Source organism: Marinobacterium lacunae (assembly GCF_000705555.1).
GTDB classification, from domain to species: Bacteria; Pseudomonadota; Gammaproteobacteria; order Pseudomonadales; family Balneatricaceae; genus Marinobacterium_D; species Marinobacterium_D lacunae.
In genome coordinates, this window is record NZ_JMQN01000018.1 from 1 (window position 1) to 19,432 (window position 19,432).

The following is a 19,432-nucleotide window of genomic DNA, read 5'->3' on the forward strand; positions in this document are numbered from 1 at the left end:
GCGGCTCTTTGGAGATCACCTCGGGCAGTGCCACCACGGAGTCCGGATCCTGCATACGGGTACGCAGACCGTAGGCCTGTGACAGGTCGGTGGTGAAGGCATCGCAACGACCGGTATCGAAAGCGGTTGCCGCCTCTTCGTTGGTGTCGAACACCACCGGGGTGTGCTGCAGGCTATGGGTGCGGAAGTAGTCGGCCATGTTCAGTTCGGTGGTGGTACCGGACTGTACGCAGATGGTAGCGCCGTCCAGCTCTTTAACGCTGTTCAGGCCCAGCTCCTTTTTGACCAGGAAGCCCTGACCGTCGTAGTAGTTGACGCCGGCGAAGTTGATCCCGAGCTGGGTGTCGCGGGTCAGCGTCCAGGTGGTGACACGCGAGAGTACATCGATCTCACCGGATGCCAGCGCAGTAAAGCGCTCCTTGGCGTTGAGCGGAATGAATTTGACCTTGCTTGCATCGCCGAGCGCGGCCGCCGCCACTGCACGGCAGACATCCACGTCCAGACCTTTCCAGTTGCCCTGTTCATCGGGCACGGAGAACCCAGGTACACCTGAGGTCACGCCACACTTCACGAAACCTTTCGATTTGATGGTATCCAGCGTTCCGGCTGACACCGTACCGGACAGTGCAACAGATAATACAGCTGCTGTTATCAGAGCTTTTTTCATCACCTTGTTATTCTCCTTAGTACTGACTTTGCACGCTCAGGCGCTATCGGCCCTGCAGATGCGCAGGCCGATCCAGTTTTAAAGAGCAAACTCGGTGCCAACCAGTAAGAATAACTACATGTTATTGATAAAAAAGAATTTTCAAAACAAAATCGTGGAATTCCAATGGTAACGAAGGGGTATAACCTTTTAACGTAAAAACCTGTCAAAAAGCTAAATAATACTTTTAAAACAATGCATTAAATGAAAAACCCGGACGTTATAACCCGACGCCAGGTTATAGGGGTTTAATCGTCAGCACTTTGCTGCCGCTTGAGTCGCTTACTCAACGCCGGCTGTGAGACCCCAAGCAGGCGCGATGCAATCGACTGGTTGCCTTCGGCACGGCGCATCGCCTCCTCCACTAACAGATCGGCCACCTCATGCAGGGTCGGCAAGGGCTCGTCCGGCATGAAGACGGTACGTGCGGCGGTCGCCTCCTCAAGGTCCTCGGCAGCCTCTGCATCAATCGCCCGCTTGAACACATCCATCGACAACATGCGTGAGCGGTGCACACTCATGGCGTCGTATACCATCGCCCTTAACTCCCGTACATTGCCGGGAAAGCTGTAGTTGGAGAGCAGCACCGGTAACTCACGCGGAATGGTAGGCTTGCTCTTGCCCAGCTCTTCGGCGGCCTCCGCGAGGAAATGCTCAAGCAGCAAGGGAATATCCTGTTTGCGCTGACGCAGGGCGGGAATACGCACAAGGTGCGTCCGCAGTCGATAGTAAAGATCCTTGCGGAACTCACCCGAGGCCTGCTTCTTCGCCAGATCCTGATGGGTGGCCACCAGCACCCGGGCCTGCATCCGCTTGGGTCGGTCACTGCCAAGCGGGTAATACTCCCCCTCCTGCAACAGACGCAGCAACTTCACTTGTGACGCCATGCTCAGGTCCCCGATCTCGTCGAGAAACAGCGTGCCGCCTGCGGCCTGCTCGATCATCCCGCCGCGTGACTGGTTAGCGCCGGTAAACGCACCCCGCTCATGCCCGAACAGGGTGTCGGCAAACATGCTGTCATCAAGCCCTGCGATGTTAACGCACACCAGCGGTCCGCTACGCCCGCTGAGTGTGTGTGCCGCTCTGGCCACCAGCTCCTTACCCGTTCCGCTCTCACCGCAGATCAGAATCGGCTGGCGGCTCACCGCCACCGACTCCAGGTACTGGAAGACCGAGCGCATCCCCTTGTCGCCGGTGACGATGTGGGAGAAGGCTTCGGGGCTGTCCAGGGTGTCATAGAGGAAACGCTTGCGCAGCTCCTGGTTCTCCTGACGCAGCTCGATCAACCGAATCGCGCGTCGTATACCGGCGATCAGTCGGTCGGGCTCGTCGGTTTTGACGAAGTAGTCGAACGCGCCAAGCTTGATACAGTTGACCGCCGTCTCAACCTGATTGAGACCGCTGATCACGATAACCCCAACCTCCGGGTACTCCTCGACGATCTGTGTCAGCAATTTCTCGCCCGAGATATGCGGCATGGTCAGATCAAGTGTCACCAGACCGATCTCACCCCTGGCCAGTATCGACATCACCTCGCGGCTGTCCTGACAGCGCTGGATGTTGCTGATACCGCCGTTGCGCTCAAGCGATATGCTGAGGCTACGCAGGAACGAGGCTTCGTCGTCCACCAGCAAAACACCGAAAGAGGGATATACGCCGTTTGTCATTACAGATTCCTGTACACGCTTCTTACTGCCACATCAGCTGTTGGATTACAGATCGTCCTTAACAGGCTTACTCGCTTCGCTGGCCAGAGGATGATCGCCCTGCACCGGCAGGATCATGCGCACGGTCGTCCCCTCGCCCGGCTTGGAGTCGAACACCAGCCGCCCGCGATGCTCACTAACAATACCGGCCGATACCGACAACCCAAGTCCGGTACCGCCGCTCTCGCGACGGGTGGTAAAAAACGGATCGGTCAGCTGATTGATTGCATCGGCATCGATGCCGCGCCCCTGATCTCGCACCTCTAGAATAACCCGCTGCTCACCGGACTCGTCCGCGTCGTAATAGGTACGCATGAAGATTCCCTCGGTCGGCGATCGCAGTGCCTGACAGGCATTGAGTATCAGGTTGATCACCACCTGTTCTATACGCTGAGAGTTGCCTCTCACCAGCGGCAAACCGATGCCAAGGCTGACTTCAAAGTGAAAGGTGGCCTTGCGAATCGAGTTGTCCACAAGCCGGATAGCGGTATCGACCACCGTATTCAGGTCCACCGCCTCACTCAAGTCAGCCGTGCCCTGCCGGGCAAAGTCCTTGAGGTCTCCAACGATGCGCTTGATGCGCCGGGCCCCTTCAAGCATCTCGTCCATCATGTAGGGGATCTCGTCACGCATCCGCGAGTACGCGAGCCCGCCAATGGTGAAATCGCCGTGTGCCCGGTAGTGATTCTCCAGTATTTCACGTGAGTCCTCGTAGGCATCACGCAGCACCGGCAGGTTGAGCAGCAACAGGCTACTGGGGTTGTTGATCTCGTGCGCCACACCGGACACGAGTACGCCCAGAGAGGTCATCTTGTCCGCCTGTATCAGCTGTTGCTGATGACGGCGCAGATCTGCCGAGCGGCTCTCCACCTCGCGTCTGAGCATACGGTTCCACATTACGATCCCGCCGAGTACCAGCAACAGCGCCCCGGAGAACCCGGCGCCAATCTGCCCCACCTTTTTCCACGGGAAACTGCCCACATCCTCCAGAGGCCCCAGCCATTTATCATAGATCTCCTGATGACGGCCGGTGTTCTTGAGAATCGCGAGCCCTTCGCTGAAGGTAGCCAGTGTATTGGTATCCCCTTTTTTAACCGCGTAGCCGTATCGGTTGGCGAACGGTTTGGCCACGGGCAGGATGTTGGTAAGCCCTAACTGTCGACTCAGATAAAGCGAAGGCAGGTTGGCCACCAGCGCATAATCGCCCTTGCCGGATGCCAGCAGGCGCAGCGCATCGGCATGGGTATCCACGGTGATCAGCTCGGCGCCCACGTTATGCTCAAGCAGGTAGTCGTGCATGATGTCGAGCCGCTGCACGATCACCTCTTTACCCTTCAGCTCATCAAGCCGGGCTGCAGGCGCTCCCTTGCGGGCAAAAAACGACTGATGAACGATGGCGTGAGGCGGCGCGAAATCGAAGGTTTTGGCACGCTCTTCCGAATAGGACATGCCCTGCAGGATATCCACCTCGCCGGACTCCAGCTTGCGGCGCATATCCGCCCATTCGCCGAACACGAAGCGGACATCCACCCCCATCACTTCGGCGATTGCCCGGGTCAGCTCCACGTTGTAACCGGCCGGCGCACCGCTGTCGTCCAGAAATTCGTAGGGGGGATGATAGTGATCGCCGCCGACCACAATGTATTGCCGTACACTGTTGGTTGGATCGCCTCGATCGGCATGCACAGCTACAGAGCCAAGCCCCAGACAGGACAGGGCCAGAAGGAAGCCACATATCTTTTTTATGAGTCGCACAAACCGCATCGCTCAGTATCGGGAACCGGGGATCGTTATTATCCTCCTTTTTACCTGACATGCGAAATCTGCCGACTTCACCTACATTGACATTAATTAACATCTTATTTATATTTTAGTTAATATATTAATTAAATTAATTCTGAACGGCCCATCGGACGCTGCGGAGACTGCAATGCTGAAAGCAAGCTACCCCTACTATCTGGCAAACGAAGCTGAAACGCCCAACCAGGATCTGGCGGTATACGACAAGTATTCCGGGGAAGTGGCCACCCGCGTCGCACTGGCTGACGCCGATGCCATCGACCGCGCCATCGCGGCAGCTGACGCCGCCGCCGAACCGATGCGCAAATTGCCTGCCTACAAGCGTCAGGCGATTCTGAACCACTGCGTCAAGCGCTTCGAGGAGCGTTTCGAGGAGCTGGCGCAAGCGCTGTGCATCGAAGCAGGCAAGCCGATCAAAGATGCCCGCGGCGAGGTAACCCGACTGATCGACACCTTCCGCATTGCCGCCGAAGAGGCGGTGCGCATTGGCGGTGAAGTGATCCCGATGGATATCAGCCCCCGCGCCGAGGGCTATACCGGCATGTGGAAGCGTGTGCCCATCGGCCCCTGCTCGTTCATCTCGCCGTTCAACTTCCCGCTCAACCTGGCAGCACACAAGGTGGCCCCGGCGATTGCCGCTGGCTGCCCGTTCGTACTCAAGCCCGCCAGCCTGACGCCGATCGGTGCGCTGATAATCGGCGAGGTACTGGCGGAAACCGACCTGCCCAAGGGCGCGTTCTCGATCCTGCCCTGCCGTCGCGACGGTGCCGACCTGTTCACCACCGATGAGCGCCTGAAGCTGCTCAGCTTTACCGGCTCGCCCGAAGTGGGCTGGGATCTCAAGGCCCGCGCCGGCAAGAAGCCGGTGGTGCTCGAACTCGGTGGCAACGCCGCCTGTATCGTCGACGAAGGCACCGACATCGACGATGCCGTGGCCCGTATTGTCTTTGGCGCATACTACCAGTCGGGCCAGAGCTGTATCAGCGTGCAGCGCATCATGGTGCATGAGAGTCTGTACGACGCCGTACGCGACAAGCTGACCGACGCGGTCAGGGCGCTCAAGAGCGGCGATCCGAAAGATGAAGAAACCTTTATCGGCCCGATGATCTCCGAGAAGGAAGCTACCCGACTGCATGGCTGGGTTGAAGACGCCGTGGCCAAGGGTGCCACCCTGCTCAGCGGTGGCCAGCGTGACGGCGCCATGCTTCAGGCGACACTGCTGGAGAACGTGCCGGCCGACACCGACGTGAACTGCCAGGAGGCGTTCGGCCCGGTGGCCGTGCTCTCGCGTTTCAGCGATTTCAACGCCGCGCTCAAGGAGGTAAACAACTCTGACTTCGGCCTGCAGGCGGGCATCTTCACCCGCGATATCTACAAGATCCAGAAAGCCTGGGACGAGCTGGAAGTCGGCGGTGTCGTGATCGGCGATGTGCCCTCCTGGCGTGTGGATCACATGCCCTACGGCGGCGTGAAGGACAGCGGTCTCGGTCGCGAAGGCGTGCGTTATGCCATCGAGGATATGACCGAGCTGCGTCTGCTCGTGATCCGCAATCCTAACTGAGCAGCACACTGTAATGACGGCCCAGACGCCCAAACGCGGTCCATCCGTTGCCCTGATGGCACTGATCGCCATGGCCAGCCCATTGGCGCTCAACCTGTTTGTCCCAGCGATGCCGGATGCGGCAAGGGCGTTGCAGACCGACATCAGCGTGATTCAGCTGAGCTTTACCGCTTACCTGTTCACGCTGGCGTTTGGGCAGTTGCTCTCAGGCCCGCTGGCGGACCACCTCGGACGTCGGCCGATCCTGCTCGGCGGTCTGGCACTGCACACCTGTGGCAGTCTGCTGGCCGCCTTTGCCCCGGATGTCAGCATGCTGATCGCCGGTCGTGTATTGCAGGCACTCGGCGGTAGCACTGCCATGGTGCTGGCCCGCACGATCATTATCGATATGTATGGTCGCGAAGGTGCCGCCGCGCGTATGGGATACATCGTCATGTGTATCGCCATCGCACAGTCCATCGCGCCGACCCTCGGCGGTTATATCAACCTGTGGGCAGGTTGGAACACGATCTTTTACGTGTCGCTGGCGATGGGCTGCATCGCCTGGCTGGTGGCGTTCATCCAGTTACCGGAAACCTGCCGTGAAAAGAGCGACAGCCTGAGACTAAAGCCGGTCATTCAGCGCTACGCCGCTGTCTTCAACTCCGCCGGCTACCTCGGCTATGCCCTGTCCACCACTTTTATCGCCGCAGCGTTCTACATGTTCGTCGGCACCGCGCCCTATGTTGTGGACAGCCTCGGAGGCAACTCGGCCCAGTTCGGGACCTGGTTCCTCGCCGTATCGCTGTCGTTCATGGCAGGCAGCTTCCTGTCTACACGTCTGGCCAAGCGGCTTTCGGTGGATCAGGCGGTTATCCTCGGCAACAGCCTGTCACTGATCGGCGCGCTGTGCCTGCTTGGGTTCACGCTGGCCGGGGCACTGGGGTTTGCCAGTCTCTTTCTGCCCATCGCAGTGGTCACATTTGGCCGCGGACTGAGCCAGCCTAATGCCCAATCGGCCGCTATCAGCTGCTCACCTGCATCGGCAGCGACCGCATCGGGCCTGATGGGTTTTATACAACTGCTGACCGGCGCCCTGATCGCGCAGATCATGCCGTTTCTGCTTGACGATGGCCCACTGCCGATCGCGATCTGCATCGTGCTGGCACCGGTCGCAGCGCTCTGCGCCCACTACTACGCAATCAGGAAAAACCGAAGCGAGACTCTGTCATCTCAATCGGCATCGAGCTTTTGAGGGATCACCACCATGACGGTCATTGAACGTCCGCATCGACTGATTGTACTGCTCGCCGCGCTTCAGGCGTTCGGCCCATTGTCGATCGATATGTATCTGCCCGGCCTGCCGCTGATTGCTCAGGATCTGGAAGGCTCAGAATCCGGCGTTCAGATGACGATCAGTGCCTTTCTGATCGGACTGTTCATCGGCATGCTGTTCTACGGCCCGCTGTCGGACAAGTTCGGCCGTCGAAAACTGCTGCTCGGCGGTATCACCCTCTACGCCATCGCCAGTCTCGGCTGCGCCTTTGCCGCCGAGATCGAGCAACTGGTGGCGCTGCGCTTTGCACAGGCGCTCGGCGGGGCGGCAGCCTCAGTACTCGGGCGGGCCATTGTGCGTGATCTGTTTCCAGTTGAAGAATCCGCACGTGTACTGTCGCTGATGCATCTCGTGACGATGCTCGCCACTCTGGTCGCGCCCCTGTTTGGCGGCTACATGCTGCTACTGGCCGGTTGGCGATCGCTGTTTATCGTGCTGATGCTCTTCGCCGCGATCACCCTGCTATTCACCGCCTGGAAGATTCCGGAAACCCACGTCGGCGAGTCGCGTAATGCCAGTATTCTCAAGGTGTTCTCGGCCTACTTCCGTATTGCGCAACACCGCCACGCTATCGGCTATATCCTATGTATGTCGCTGACCTTTGCCGGCATGTTTGCCTTTATCACCGCCTCGCCGTTCGTGTACATCAACTATTTCGGTATCGAACCGACTCATTACGCCTGGCTGTTCAGCCTCAACATCGCCGGCGTGATTCTGTTTGTCACGCTCAATGCGCGTTTCGTCAAACGGGTGGGCACTCAGCCCATACTGATGGCCGCTTCCAGCCTGGCAGCCTGTGCCGGCGCACTGCTTTTACTCTGCGGCCTAACCGGATTCGGCGGTTTAGTCACCGTGGTTATCGGTGTTCTGGCGTTTGTCGGCGTCACCGGCCTGATCGGCGCCAACTGCATGGCCAGTTTGCTGGCACGTTATCCACAACAGGCAGGGGCTGCGGCAGGCCTTGCGGTTTCAGCGCAGTTTGGTCTCGGAGCACTATCAAGCTCGCTGGCCGGGAGCCTGCACGATGGCACACCGCTGCCGATGACTCTGATTATGGGACTGAGTGGAATCGGCGCGCTGTCAGCGCTAATGCTAACCCGAAAAAGCGCGTAGGCCCCAAGTGAAAAGACAACAGAAAAGTCCAATATTAAGCCAGAAACTTACATTTTTTGTTTTGAGTTCAGCCGCGATACTTAACACATCCTTCGGGATTCATGTTGTTCCACGCTGCGTGGCAGTCATCGCCCCTCGGAACACAGTCCTATAACGACAAGAGAGATTATCGCAATGAAAGCACCCAACCCGATGCTGGAAAAACTTCAGGCCATCCTCCCGGACATCCGCGCAAACGCCGCGAAGGCTGAAGAGCTGCGTCAAGTGCCGCAGGAGAACATCGAGATGCTGCACGGCATCGGCCTGAACCGTGCTTTCCTGCCGAAAGCCTACGGTGGCCTGGAGATATCCCTGCCCGAGTTTACCGACTGCATCGCCGCTCTGGCCGGCGCCTGCTGCAGCACCGCCTGGGCCTACAGCCTGCTCTGCACCCACAACCACCAGATGGCCATGTTCAGCAAACAGGCACAGGACGAGTTCTGGGGCGAGAACCCCGACGCCGTCGCGTCCAGCTCCATCGCCCCCTTTGGCAAATATGAAGAAGCCGAAGGCGGCATCATTTTCACCGGCGACATGAAGTGGAGCTCCGGTGTGGACCATGCCGACTGGATCATCGTCGGTCTCAACCGCATGGTTAACGACGAGAAGGTGTACAGCTTCGCCGTCATTCCCAAGTCCGACTTCACCATTATCGATGACTGGTTCTCGGCTGGCATGCAGGGTTCTGGCACCAAGACGGCGCGTATCGAAGGCGTATTCGTTCCCGAGCATCGCATTCAGGCGGCCAAGGATATGATGGAGGGCCGACATGTCGGTCGCAGCCTCTATCCGGAAAGCAAGATCTACCACACCCCCTACCGTCCCTACTTTGCCTGCGGTTTCGCGGCCATGAGCCTGGGCGTTGCCGAGCGTATGGTCGAGGTCTACAAAGAGGTTACCCAGAACCGCGTGCGTGCTTACACCGGTGCCAAAGTGGGCGGTTCAATCCCGCCGATCCTGCGCATCGCTGAGTCTTACCAGCAGGTGTGCGCTGCCCGCGCCTACCTCGAAAAGACCTGGGAAGAACACAAGGAGTACGGTGAGCGTCACGAGTACCCGGATCGCTACACGCTGGCTCACTGGCGTACCAACCAGGCCTACGCGATCAAGATGTGTGTCGAAGCGGTCAACCGTCTGTGGGCGGTAATGGGCGCGTCCAACTGGTATGTGGACCGTGAAGGCCAGCGTCTGTGGCGCGAGTCCAACATGACCGCGGCTCACGCCTACACCGACTATGACGTTTGCGCGCAGATTATCGGCCGCGAGCTGCTCGGTCTCGAGCCGGATCCGTCCCTGCTCTGATTTGAGCCCATTCCACCCGGGGCTTACCGGCCCCGGACGTCCCGTCCAATAAGAGACACGACCCAACATCTGGAGTAGCCACCATGAGCACTCAAGCCACCGAATTCGACGCCAAGGCGTTTCGCCGCGCCCTAGGCAACTTTGCCACCGGCATTACCGTCATCACCGCCACCACACCCAGCGGCGAAAAGACAGGCGTCACCGCCAACAGCTTCAACTCCGTATCGCTGGATCCGCCCCTGATTCTCTGGAGCATCGACAAGCGCTCCGGCAGCTGCAAGATTTTCGAGGACGCAACCCACTTCGCGGTCAACATTCTGGCGGCTGACCAGATCAACCTGTCCAACCATTTCGCACGACCAAGCGACGACAAGTTCGCCGGTATCGACTACACCACAGGGCTCGGCGGTGCGCCGATCCTGCCGGACTGCTCAGCTGTGTTCCAGTGCGAAAAATATGAAACCGTCGAGGGTGGTGATCACTGGATCCTGATCGGCAAAGTCGCCTCATTCGATGATATCGGCCGTGCGCCGCTGCTCTACCATCAGGGTGCCTACTCTGTTGCCCTGCCGCACGCCCGTTTTCCGGAGAAGGCGGATGGCGACCTGCCAGCCATCAAGGCACTTGAAGGCCGTCTGAGCAACAACCTGTATTACCTGATGACCCAGGCGGTTCGTGCCTATCAGAAGGATTATCAGCCGCTGCAACTCTCCACCGGCCTGCGCACCAGCGAAGCGCGCATGCTGATGGTGCTTGAGCAGGATCGCAAACTGTCGATCGATGAGCTTCTCAAAGAGGTCAACATGCCACGCAGCGAGATCGAAGCGGCTGCCGACATTCTTAAGCGCAAAGAGCTGATCGCCTTTACCGACGACCGCTACTGCATCACTGAACGCGGTATCGAGCAGGCCGATACGCTGTGGAACATCGCCGCCGAAGAGCAGGAGAAGTTGTTCAGCGCATTCACAGACGACGAAATCGCGGCTTTCCGCAAGGTACTTATACACCTCGCCGCGAACTGATCGCGGCGGGCCAAACGATAACAAGAGGTATAACTAATGGGTAAACTGGCCCTCGTAGCAAAGATCACCCACGTCCCCTCCATGTACCTGTCCGAGCTGGACGGGCCACAGAAAGGGTTCCGTCAGGCGGCCATCGACGGCCATATCGAGATCGGCAAGCGCTGCCGCGAACTCGGCGTCGATACCATCGTTGTGTTCGATACCCATTGGCTGGTTAACGCCGGTTACCACATCAACTGCGCACAGCACTGGGCCGGTAACTACACCAGCAACGAACTGCCCCACTTTATCTCCAACATGGCGTTCGAGTATGACGGCAACCCGGAACTTGGCCGCATACTGGCCGCCGAGTGCAACGCTCAGGGTGTGGATACCCTTGCTCACGATGCCACCACGCTGGACCCTGAGTACGGCACGCTGGTACCCATGCGTTATATGAACGAAGACCGCCACTTCAAGGTGATCTCGGTTTCAGCCATGTGCACCGTGCACTACCTCAACGATTCTGCTCGCCTCGGCTGGGCCATGCGCGAGGCGATCGAGAAACACTACGACGGCACCGTCGCTTTCTTCGCCAGCGGCTCGCTCTCCCACCGCTTCGCCCAGAACGGACTGGCACCGGAGTACGCCACCAAGGTCTGGAGTCCCTTCCTCGAGACACTGGATAAAGAGGTGGTCGAGATGTGGAAGCGCGGCGATTGGAAAACCTTCTGCGAGATGCTGCCTGAGTACGCGGTCAAGGGCCACGGCGAGGGCTTCATGCACGATACCGCGATGATGCTCGGCGCGCTGGGCTGGTCCGAGTACGAAGGGCAAGCTGAGATCCTGACCCCCTACTTCGGCAGTTCCGGCACCGGCCAGATCAACTGCGTGTTCCCGGTCACACCGCAAACCGGCAACGCCGTACCCGGCCCGCAGGCATCGGTGGAAGCAGGCTTCGCACCGGGCGCCAGCCGCGTCTGACGTTAGCCCTTGTTTTGCTGGTATTAGTACGGCTGACGGCACCGGTGGTGCCGTCAATCAGTTTCACATCGAGTGCGGCTTTCAACTAAGCCCTCCACTCGGCTTGCCCTCCCCCCATCGTCGGTTCAGGCTCAATCAGAGCCGGAGCCGACGGTGTGTCAACAACGCCCCTGCGCGCGGTTTTGGGTATACTCCGGTGCAATCCAATGGCCCGATAAGGCCTGAAACCCTCAATCACGCCCGGCTGAAGCAGGCGAACACCAGCAATCCCCGGCCGGGAACAGGCAGTTGATAGGACAGGTGAAATGAATCTAGCTGAGCCAGGACAGGCGACGATCAGGATCAAGAATCTGCGCTTGCGTACCTTCATCGGCATCAACGACGAAGAGAAGCAGAAACAGCAGGATGTGATCATCAACGTGTTGATGCGCTACCGCGTGGATCCGGCCATCGAGCACAACGACATCGATCATGCGCTGAACTACCGCACCATCAACAAGGCGATCATCAGCCATGTGGAAGACGGCCATTTCCTGCTGCTGGAAAAGCTGGTCAGCGAGGTGCTGGAGATTGTCATGCGCGATCCCAAGGTGTGCCATGCCCAGGTCGAGATCGACAAACCCCACGCCCTGCGCTTTGCCGACTCGGTTTCCATCACCCTGTGCGCCGAGCGCGATTGAGCGGATCACACCGTGAATACGCACGTCAGACTGACCGAAACCGAGATCAAGCTGCGCCTTGACCCTAAACTGAGCGAACAGGTACTCCGCCATCCGCAGGTGTTGCAGCGGCTACAGGGCAACTGGCAGCACTGCGAGCTGTTCAACCAGTATTACGATACGCCCGAGCTGTCGCTCGATTCGAAGGCTTTAGCGCTGCGCCTTCGCCGCGACGGCGATCAGGTGATCCAGACGCTCAAGGGGCGCGGCCAGAGCGTTGCCGGCCTATCCGTACGCAACGAGTGGGACTGGTATCTCGATACCGAACATCTGGCCACCGAACTACTCCAGCAGCCGGGTCTGCCGACTGCGCTGGCATCTCTGGATACCCAACGGCTGCAACCACTGTTTCGCACCGACTTCCATCGCCGCAAGGCGTGCCTGCGCTGGCAGCGTGGTACAGACACCGTTGAGGTAGAACTGGCGCTGGATTTCGGTGAGGTGGTCAGTGCCGACAAACGCGAACCGCTGTCCGAACTGGAATTGGAACTGCGCTCGGGTCCGCCCGAAGCGTTGATGGAACTGGCGGTATCGCTGAGCGAAACGCTGCCGCTGTTGCCCTGGGACAGCGCCAAGGCCGAGCGCGGTTTCCGGCTGATCGACCCGACACGTGTACCGGCGCTGCCGCCCATCGGCGGATGGACGCTGGACACCTCAATAAACGCCATACTGGCGCGGCTTACACAGTGCCTGATCGCCCGCGCTGTATGCTGGAGCGAGCGGCTCTACCTTAACGATGCCGCCGCACCCCAGGGAATTAAAGACACACTGCGCCTGATGATCAGCGTACTGGAGGGGCAGCCACAACCGACGGGCTTGTCGATGCACCTGATACCCCGGTTGGCATCACTGATTGACGACATCGCTGATACTCCGGATGCGGTGCGCACGCTGATCAGCACCCGGGGCAACTGGGGCTGGCTGATACTGAGCCTCTCCAGCGCCTCAGCGAAACTGGCAGCCCAGGCTGGCCCCGCTTTCACTGACTGGAAACAGGCCGCTGCGACAGATTCCGGCGCGGTTCAGGCGCTGATAACGCTTATCGAGGAGAGGGCCGGTGACTAAGCCCAGCATACTGATTACAGGCGGTGCCCAGCGTATCGGACTGCACTGCGCCCGCAGGCTTGTGGATGATGGCTACCCCGTGATCATCACCTGCCGTACCCAACGAGCGGAATGGACTGAGCACCCGCTCGATGGAATCGAGGTGATCGAGGCTGACTTCTCCACCTGCGCCGGTGTGCAGGCGTTGATCGATCAACTCAATGACCGGGAGATTCGGCTTAGGGCACTTATCCACAACGCCTCGGTCTGGATGGGCGATGACGACAGCGGTGAGGCCTTTCAGCAGATGTTTGCCGTGCATATGCAGACACCCTATCTGCTCAATCAGGCGGCGCGGCGCTGGTTCGAACCGGGGCAGCCGGCCGATATCATCCACATGACCGATTACGTGGCCCAGCGCGGTGCCCGCCATATGGCGTATGCCGCCACCAAGGCGGGGCTGGAAAGCCTGACGCTGTCGTTTGCCAGCCAGCTTGCCCCTGCGATTAAGGTCAACAGCATTGCCCCTTCGCTGATCATGTTCAACGACGAGGACGACCCCGAATACCGCGCCAAGGCGCTGGCCAAATCGGCATTGGGTATCGAGCCCGGGCCGGATGTGGTTTATCAGGCGGTGCGCTACCTGCTGGATAACCCCTACGTCACCGGCACCTGCATGGAGCTCAACGGTGGCCGCAATCTGCGCTGAGTGGCGACACTCAGCCGAAGAAGTCGCGTTTGACCACGCCGTTTCGGCTCCACTCGTCGAGCGTTGACGCCACCTGCTCCGGCGACAGACCAGCATCGCTCAGGATGCGCCTGAGCGCCTGATCAAAACTGTACCCCAGTGTAGAGGCGCGCCCGCAGGCATAGAGTCTACCGCCCTGAAACAGCCACTCCAGCAGCTGTTCTCCGCGCTCAACCAGACGCTCGGTGACGTACCGCTGACGTTCGCCGTCACGGGAGAACAGGGTATCGATCTGCTGAATCACCCCGGCCTCGACCTGACGCTGCAGGTAATCGCGGTAGAAATAGTCCTGCTCGCGGTAGCGGTTGCCGAACACCAGCCAGATCGGCCCGCGGTTGGGACCGGCGGCTGCACGCTGCTCGATAAAGCCAAGGAATGGCGCGATGCCGCAACCGGTCGCGACCAGCACCACCGGCGTGCTTTCATCCTCCGGCGGGTTGAATCCCGGGTGGTGACGAATGCTCACGGCATGCTCACTACCTGGCTGCCAGTTCAGACAAACCTCACTGCTGCCACGGCCAAGCTGCTCCTGCCCCTGATCATCGACGTAGCGCAGCAAGCCCACCGTCAGCTGTATCTCGCCGGGCGTAACCTGCGAGCTGGAACCGATGGAGTAGAGTCGCTCGCCGCCCTCGGCCAGCTTCACGCTGAGCAGATCGCCGGGGCTGAAGCTTAGATGCTCGGGCACCGAGAGCCGTATCGCGTAGCTCTCGCCGCCATCATTGCCCTGCTCCAGCCGGCTGCGCTCGATCAGTGTCGCGGTACAGGCCTCACAGCCACCGCCATCCGGTATCACCACCAGTGACAGCCCTATTACCGGGCTCAACGTACTGAGCCACTGCTGCCAATACTCGGCCGGGTCGCCATCTGCCTCCACCGGTTCGGTGAGTTCGAGGGCTCCGCACTCAAGCAGAATATCCCTGACCTGATGCCCACCGCCGCAGAAGTGGCTATAGCCACGATCACCCAGCGCCAGCAGGCTAAAGCGCACCTCTGACATATCCTCACCGCGCAGGGTATCGGCCCAGCCCCGCAGGCTGTCGGGCGTATCGCCCTCACCGGTTGTCGATACCAGCAGCAGAATCTGTCGATACGCAGCGAGATCTGCCGCCCCCAGATTACCCAGTGGCATCAGATCGACCTTTTCACCGGCCTGCTGCAACAGCTGACGTGTATCCTGCGCCAGCGCCAGTGCTCGACCGGTCTGGCTGGCAAAGGCGACCAACGTGGTCGCCTCACGCTCACGCAGTTGCAGCTGATTACCGCGTGTGCGCCGAATCCAGCTAAGCGCACCGGTCAACGTCAAACCAACCAGCACCAAACCGCCAATAGCGTTCAGACTGCCGGACCAGGCCCCTGCCCAGGTGCCTTCGTGCAGCTCTTTCGGCCAGTAGGGCTCATCGCTTAGCGGCGTGATTGCATCGGCGGTAACCACCAGACGTCCCTCGGCCAGTGTCACCAGCATGCTGCCGCCCTTGAAGCCGCGGATCGCCACCAGATGCTCCCCACCCGGATACTCGCTCACGCGTGCTAACGCCTGCTGCATATCCACGCGTCCACCACCGGGCTTTATCGGCAGCTCGGGCGCGCCGATATGCAGGGTCATCAACACCGCGGTAAAGGGGATCAGAATCAGCAGCGGCAACAACCCCCACGCCAGCATCTGGTGCCAGCCGATCAGAGTGTTGCGGATACGCGGCAGGCCAAGAAATACACCGGCCAGAATTACGCCAAGCATCAGGTAGGTCAGTGTCTGGGTGAGCCAGTCGGCCCTTAGCAACAGGCTCTTGTGCAGGTTCTGCACAGTGCCGAAAAAGCTTTGCAGTGGATCGCTGCCATCGCCGATTAGGGCGCCGCTATCAAGCGCGTAGTCACCGACACCACTGACACGCACGCTGTTTTCGTCCAGTGTCTGGATGTCGCGGATTGCGTTGCCGGGCAGACGCTCGACCAGTGCAGCCACCTGTTCGGTAGGCACAGAATAAACGCTGGCTGAGCTGCCAAGGTCAGCCAGAATAGGCCTAAACGCCAGAATCACGCCGGTAAGGGTAATCAACAGAAACAGCGGCGTTGCGATGAGCGCAATCCAGCGGTGAAGGGTTAAGAGTGAGCGGCGCATAGTGTACTCCCTGCCATCGGGCAGAATGGTTTCGGCTTCCTTTGCCACCATGCTAGCAACCGCCCTGCGCAGAGTCGTGCCAATAATCGCAAGGAATAATTAAGAAATGTTAAGCGCCCGATAAGCCGTTACGCTCTGGTCGAATCCTTCGATCTATGTGATGCTGAACGGCCATTTGCAGTCGTTACACGGACAGGTACTTTTCGATGATCGATATTCATGAGGTCAGTGTTTTCCAACAGCAGACCAAGGTTTTCGAGCGCTTCTCCCTCAAGGTCGAACAGGGCGAGCATGTGGCCATTCTCGGCCCAAACGGCGCGGGCAAGAGCACCCTGCTGAAACTGATCAGCCGTGAGCTGTACCCGGTGGAACGCGAGGGCAGCTATGTGCGTCTTTACGGAAACGAGCGGGTCAACCTCTGGGATCTGCGCAGCCGCATTGGATTTGTCTCCCACGATCTGCAGGAAGACTACACCCCCTACACCACGGCGCTGGATGTGATCCTGTCGGGCTTTTTCGGCGCTGTCGGTCGCCACGACCATCTGCAGGCCAGCACAGAGCAAACGGCAAAGGCACAGGCATTGATGGAGCGCCTGGGCATGACCGAATACAGCACCACCATGTTCCAGCGTCTCTCCACCGGCCAGAAGCGCCGCCTGCTGCTGGCCCGTGCACTGGTACACGAACCCGAGGCGCTGATTCTCGATGAACCCTCCAACGGACTGGACATGGGTGCAAGCCTTAAGATGCTGACACTGCTGCGCAGTTTCTGCGGCAAGGGGCGCTCGATGATGATCGCCACTCACCATGTGGACGAGATCATCCCCGAGATCGAACGGGTGGTGCTGATCAAGTCAGGTCAGGTGGTGGCCGACGGCCCCAAGGCAGAGATTCTGACCACTCAAAACCTTTCCAACCTGTACCAGACCGACCTAAGCATCAGCACGCAGGACGGCTGGTATCGCTGCTGGCACCGCTGATCAGCTCTTGTCGAGCGCGTTGGCCCGATCGCCACGTTCAGATCCTCGGGGTCAGGCGAAGTCATCGATCGAAAGTGATGAGAAGAAGCATTGTTTTGATGCCATAAAAAACGAACAATAAATTCTCAACAGACTTATCGTTTCGATTTCAGAACAAACAAAGAGGTGCCGATGCGCTGGAACATAGATGATGTGCCGATCTATCTTGCGATCATCGACCACAAGGGCGTCTCCGCCGCCGCGCAGGTGCTGGGCACCTCCAAGTCCACCGTCAGCAAGGCGCTTAGCCGTCTTGAAGAGGCGCTGGGCGTGCGCCTTATCGAGCGCAACTCGCGCAACCTGCGTATCACCAGCGAGGGCGAAGTGTTTTACCGTCACGCCTCTCTGATCATGGAGCAGGTCAGGGAAACCGATGCTGTCATGGCCGGCATGACCAGCGAGCCGCGCGGCAAGCTGGTGGTGGCGCTGCCGATGGCGTTTGCGCGCGAGATCGTCGCCCCACATCTGGGGCACTTTCATACGCTCTATCCCGAGGTGGATGTGGAGATCATCATCACCAGCCGTCCGGTGGATATCATCCGTAACCAGATCGATCTGGCGGTGGTGGTCGGCGCCCTGAACGACTCGGAGCTGGTGGCCAAGACACTCTACGAGAGCCGTCTGCTCTGGGTGACCAGTCCCGAGTACGCCGCCCGCCATGATCTGGGCCACAGTGCCGAGGCGCTGCTCAGTCATGTGCATATCTGCGAGCAGCGCTATGGCATCCCCCACTTCCAGATAAAGCTAGAGGGCAGCAAGGCATCGCTGGATCTGAGCAAGGGCGTGATGCATGTAAACGACCCGCTCTCGGTACGCGAGGCGGTTATCAACGGCTGTGGTGTAACGATGCTGCCGGGACAGTACTGCAAGCGTAATCTGGCCGACGGTTCCCTGGTCGAGGTATTCCAGCACATCAGCATCGAAACCATTACCGCCAAGCTCTCGGCGATCTACCCGGGCAGACGCCTGCTACCGAGCAAGACCCGGGCGTTTCTGGATTTCCTGAGCGATATCTGTGAGCAGCTCTAGAAACGACACAGCCGCCTCATCCTCACGGATGGGCGGCTGTGGAGGTATGTCAGTAATGGCTTACTGGCACTGATCGGAAAGTTCCAGCGTGCGGGCATACACCTTGCGTGCAGGCAGGCCCTTGTCTTCCAGCTCCTGAATATAACTTTCGGTGGCTTCATCCAGCACCGGCTTCCACGCCGGGTTCTGAGCACCGCCCTCGATGGTCACGATGGTCTGCCCGGCCGCCAGTGCATCTTCGCGCCCAGCTTTATCCAACGCATCGAACACCTCACCGGCCTTCTTCGACCATGTCATGCCCGAAGCATCGTCGATCACCTTTTTCAGGTCATCCGGCAGGCCGTCATAGACACGTTTGTTCATGGTCATGGTGAACGCCAGACTGTACAGACCGCCCACCTCGGTGTGGGTGGTGGTCAGCTCGTTGAGGCGGAACACCTTTGCGCCCTCCCAAGGCAGAGTCACGCCGTCGATCACGCCACGCTGCAGCGACTGGTAGGAATCCGGTGCCGGCATACCCACCGGCGCGGCATTCAGCCCCTCCAGCAGCTTTGCCACCACGGCGCTGGGGCGACGGATACGCAGGTTAGCCAGATCAGACGGTTCGTTGATCGTCTTCTCTTTCATGTGGAAGTGGCCCTGACCGTGCGTAAACATAAACAGCGGATGGGTATCCTTGTACTCGCTATCGAGCAGGCCCTCTTCATAGAGGCTCTGCACAACACAGGAGCCCTGCTCGGCGCTCTTGACCACGCCCGGCAGCTCGACCAGCTGGGTCAGCGGAAAGCGGTTGGCGGTGTAGGCCTGAATGGTCGCGGTCATATCGGCGATGCCGTTCACCACGGCATCGTACTGGGCCGGCGGCTTCGACAACGTAGCACCGGGGTAGATCTGCACGTCGATGCGCCCCTGAGAGGCCTCTTTCACCTGATCGGCCCAGGCCTGAAAGATCTCCTTATGCTGTGCCGATACCGACGGGAAGAAGTGCGACATACGCAGGGTGACATCGGCCGCCTGGGCCTGAGCGGCCACCGACAGCGCGAGTGCTGCGCCAAGCGCGGCCTTTTTGAAGGCATTAGACATGTAGCGATCTCCAGTGCTCTTATTAATCTTTGGCGCAGGCGGGCAAAGACAGGGGCTGTCACCCGCACGGCGCGAACACACCGGATTATGTTGAGACACCCAACATTCAACAATCGAACATGGATAAACGAATCGTTCTAAAAA

General features: G+C 59.4%; 16 protein-coding genes. 11 read left to right on the forward strand and 5 right to left on the reverse strand.

The window, feature by feature from the left end:
* The 3 genes from ADIMK_RS06850 to ADIMK_RS06860 all read right to left on the reverse strand — a co-directional run.
* Positions 1 to 667, reverse strand: a 667-nt coding sequence (locus ADIMK_RS06850) for an amino acid ABC transporter substrate-binding protein (protein ID WP_051692621.1), incomplete at its 3' end; no start/stop codon positions are given.
* Positions 668 to 954: 287 nt separating this feature from the next.
* Positions 955 to 2,373 carry a sigma-54-dependent transcriptional regulator gene (locus ADIMK_RS06855; protein WP_036185526.1) on the reverse strand — a complete coding sequence of 473 codons (1,419 nt, stop codon included), beginning with the start codon at positions 2,371 to 2,373 and terminating at the stop codon, positions 955 to 957.
* Positions 2,374 to 2,418: 45 nt separating this feature from the next.
* Positions 2,419 to 4,176, reverse strand: a complete 1,758-nt coding sequence (locus ADIMK_RS06860) for a transporter substrate-binding domain-containing protein (protein WP_051692624.1) — start codon at positions 4,174 to 4,176, stop codon at positions 2,419 to 2,421.
* A gap of 166 nt (positions 4,177 to 4,342) precedes the next feature.
* Between ADIMK_RS06860 and ADIMK_RS06865 the strand changes: the two genes are divergently transcribed.
* From ADIMK_RS06865 to folM, 9 genes are all read left to right on the forward strand, one after another.
* A complete protein-coding gene (locus ADIMK_RS06865; RefSeq protein WP_036185529.1) occupies positions 4,343 to 5,773 on the forward strand; it encodes an aldehyde dehydrogenase family protein in 1,431 nt (476 codons plus the stop codon).
* Positions 5,774 to 5,786: 13 nt separating this feature from the next.
* Positions 5,787 to 7,007, forward strand: a complete 1,221-nt coding sequence (locus ADIMK_RS06870) for a multidrug effflux MFS transporter (protein WP_036185532.1) — start codon at positions 5,787 to 5,789, stop codon at positions 7,005 to 7,007.
* A gap of 12 nt (positions 7,008 to 7,019) precedes the next feature.
* Complete coding sequence (locus tag ADIMK_RS06875; protein ID WP_036185535.1) at positions 7,020 to 8,201, forward strand: Bcr/CflA family multidrug efflux MFS transporter; 1,182 nt, start codon at positions 7,020 to 7,022, stop codon at positions 8,199 to 8,201.
* A gap of 174 nt (positions 8,202 to 8,375) precedes the next feature.
* Positions 8,376 to 9,542, forward strand: a complete 1,167-nt coding sequence (locus ADIMK_RS06880) for a p-hydroxyphenylacetate 3-hydroxylase oxygenase component (RefSeq protein WP_036185536.1) — start codon at positions 8,376 to 8,378, stop codon at positions 9,540 to 9,542.
* 83 nt (positions 9,543 to 9,625) lie between these two features.
* Positions 9,626 to 10,564 (forward strand): p-hydroxyphenylacetate 3-hydroxylase reductase component, encoded by a 939-nt coding sequence (locus ADIMK_RS06885; RefSeq protein ID WP_036185538.1) that lies wholly within the window; start codon positions 9,626 to 9,628, stop codon positions 10,562 to 10,564.
* A gap of 36 nt (positions 10,565 to 10,600) precedes the next feature.
* On the forward strand, positions 10,601 to 11,527 hold the full coding sequence (gene hpaD / locus ADIMK_RS06890) for a 3,4-dihydroxyphenylacetate 2,3-dioxygenase (RefSeq protein WP_036185540.1): 927 nt from the start codon (positions 10,601 to 10,603) through the stop codon (positions 11,525 to 11,527).
* 305 nt (positions 11,528 to 11,832) lie between these two features.
* On the forward strand, positions 11,833 to 12,207 hold the full coding sequence (folX, locus tag ADIMK_RS06895; protein WP_036185543.1) for a dihydroneopterin triphosphate 2'-epimerase: 375 nt from the start codon (positions 11,833 to 11,835) through the stop codon (positions 12,205 to 12,207).
* A gap of 12 nt (positions 12,208 to 12,219) precedes the next feature.
* Positions 12,220 to 13,311, forward strand: coding sequence for a CYTH domain-containing protein (locus tag ADIMK_RS21270; RefSeq protein WP_051692626.1), 1,092 nt, complete (start codon positions 12,220 to 12,222; stop codon positions 13,309 to 13,311).
* The gene (gene folM / locus ADIMK_RS06905) at positions 13,304 to 13,999 is read left to right on the forward strand and encodes a dihydromonapterin reductase (protein ID WP_036185546.1); all 696 of its coding nucleotides are present in this window, start codon (positions 13,304 to 13,306) and stop codon (positions 13,997 to 13,999) included. The genes ADIMK_RS21270 and folM overlap by 8 nt, the downstream gene beginning before the upstream one ends.
* A 10-nt stretch (positions 14,000 to 14,009) precedes the next feature.
* Here folM and ADIMK_RS06910 read toward each other — a convergent pair whose 3' ends face one another.
* Positions 14,010 to 16,157: a PepSY domain-containing protein gene (locus ADIMK_RS06910; RefSeq protein WP_197027495.1), complete on the reverse strand. Its 2,148-nt coding sequence runs from the start codon at positions 16,155 to 16,157 to the stop codon at positions 14,010 to 14,012.
* A gap of 206 nt (positions 16,158 to 16,363) precedes the next feature.
* On the opposite strand from ADIMK_RS06910, the gene ADIMK_RS06915 reads away from it, so the two are divergent.
* A complete protein-coding gene (locus ADIMK_RS06915) occupies positions 16,364 to 17,137 on the forward strand; it encodes an ABC transporter ATP-binding protein (RefSeq protein WP_036185549.1) in 774 nt (257 codons plus the stop codon).
* Between the two features lie 171 nt (positions 17,138 to 17,308).
* The gene (locus ADIMK_RS06920) at positions 17,309 to 18,205 is read left to right on the forward strand and encodes a LysR family transcriptional regulator (protein ID WP_036185552.1); all 897 of its coding nucleotides are present in this window, start codon (positions 17,309 to 17,311) and stop codon (positions 18,203 to 18,205) included.
* 60 nt (positions 18,206 to 18,265) lie between these two features.
* On the opposite strand, the gene ADIMK_RS06925 is transcribed toward ADIMK_RS06920, so the two are convergent.
* A complete protein-coding gene (locus ADIMK_RS06925) occupies positions 18,266 to 19,288 on the reverse strand; it encodes a TRAP transporter substrate-binding protein (RefSeq protein ID WP_036185554.1) in 1,023 nt (340 codons plus the stop codon).
* Between the last annotated feature and the right edge of the window lie 144 nt (positions 19,289 to 19,432).

Coding starts and splice junctions, on each gene's coding strand:
- ADIMK_RS06855 (WP_036185526.1), bottom strand. CDS start 2,373: ATGACAAACGGCGTATATCCCTCTTTCGGTGTTTTGCTGGTGGACGAC.
- ADIMK_RS06860 (WP_051692624.1), bottom strand. CDS start 4,176: ATGCGGTTTGTGCGACTCATAAAAAAGATATGTGGCTTCCTTCTGGCC.
- ADIMK_RS06865 (WP_036185529.1), top strand. CDS start 4,343: ATGCTGAAAGCAAGCTACCCCTACTATCTGGCAAACGAAGCTGAAACG.
- ADIMK_RS06870 (WP_036185532.1), top strand. CDS start 5,787: ATGACGGCCCAGACGCCCAAACGCGGTCCATCCGTTGCCCTGATGGCA.
- ADIMK_RS06875 (WP_036185535.1), top strand. CDS start 7,020: ATGACGGTCATTGAACGTCCGCATCGACTGATTGTACTGCTCGCCGCG.
- ADIMK_RS06880 (WP_036185536.1), top strand. CDS start 8,376: ATGAAAGCACCCAACCCGATGCTGGAAAAACTTCAGGCCATCCTCCCG.
- ADIMK_RS06885 (WP_036185538.1), top strand. CDS start 9,626: ATGAGCACTCAAGCCACCGAATTCGACGCCAAGGCGTTTCGCCGCGCC.
- hpaD (WP_036185540.1), top strand. CDS start 10,601: ATGGGTAAACTGGCCCTCGTAGCAAAGATCACCCACGTCCCCTCCATG.
- folX (WP_036185543.1), top strand. CDS start 11,833: ATGAATCTAGCTGAGCCAGGACAGGCGACGATCAGGATCAAGAATCTG.
- ADIMK_RS06910 (WP_197027495.1), bottom strand. CDS start 16,157: ATGCGCCGCTCACTCTTAACCCTTCACCGCTGGATTGCGCTCATCGCA.
- ADIMK_RS06915 (WP_036185549.1), top strand. CDS start 16,364: ATGATCGATATTCATGAGGTCAGTGTTTTCCAACAGCAGACCAAGGTT.
- ADIMK_RS06920 (WP_036185552.1), top strand. CDS start 17,309: ATGCGCTGGAACATAGATGATGTGCCGATCTATCTTGCGATCATCGAC.
- ADIMK_RS06925 (WP_036185554.1), bottom strand. CDS start 19,288: ATGTCTAATGCCTTCAAAAAGGCCGCGCTTGGCGCAGCACTCGCGCTG.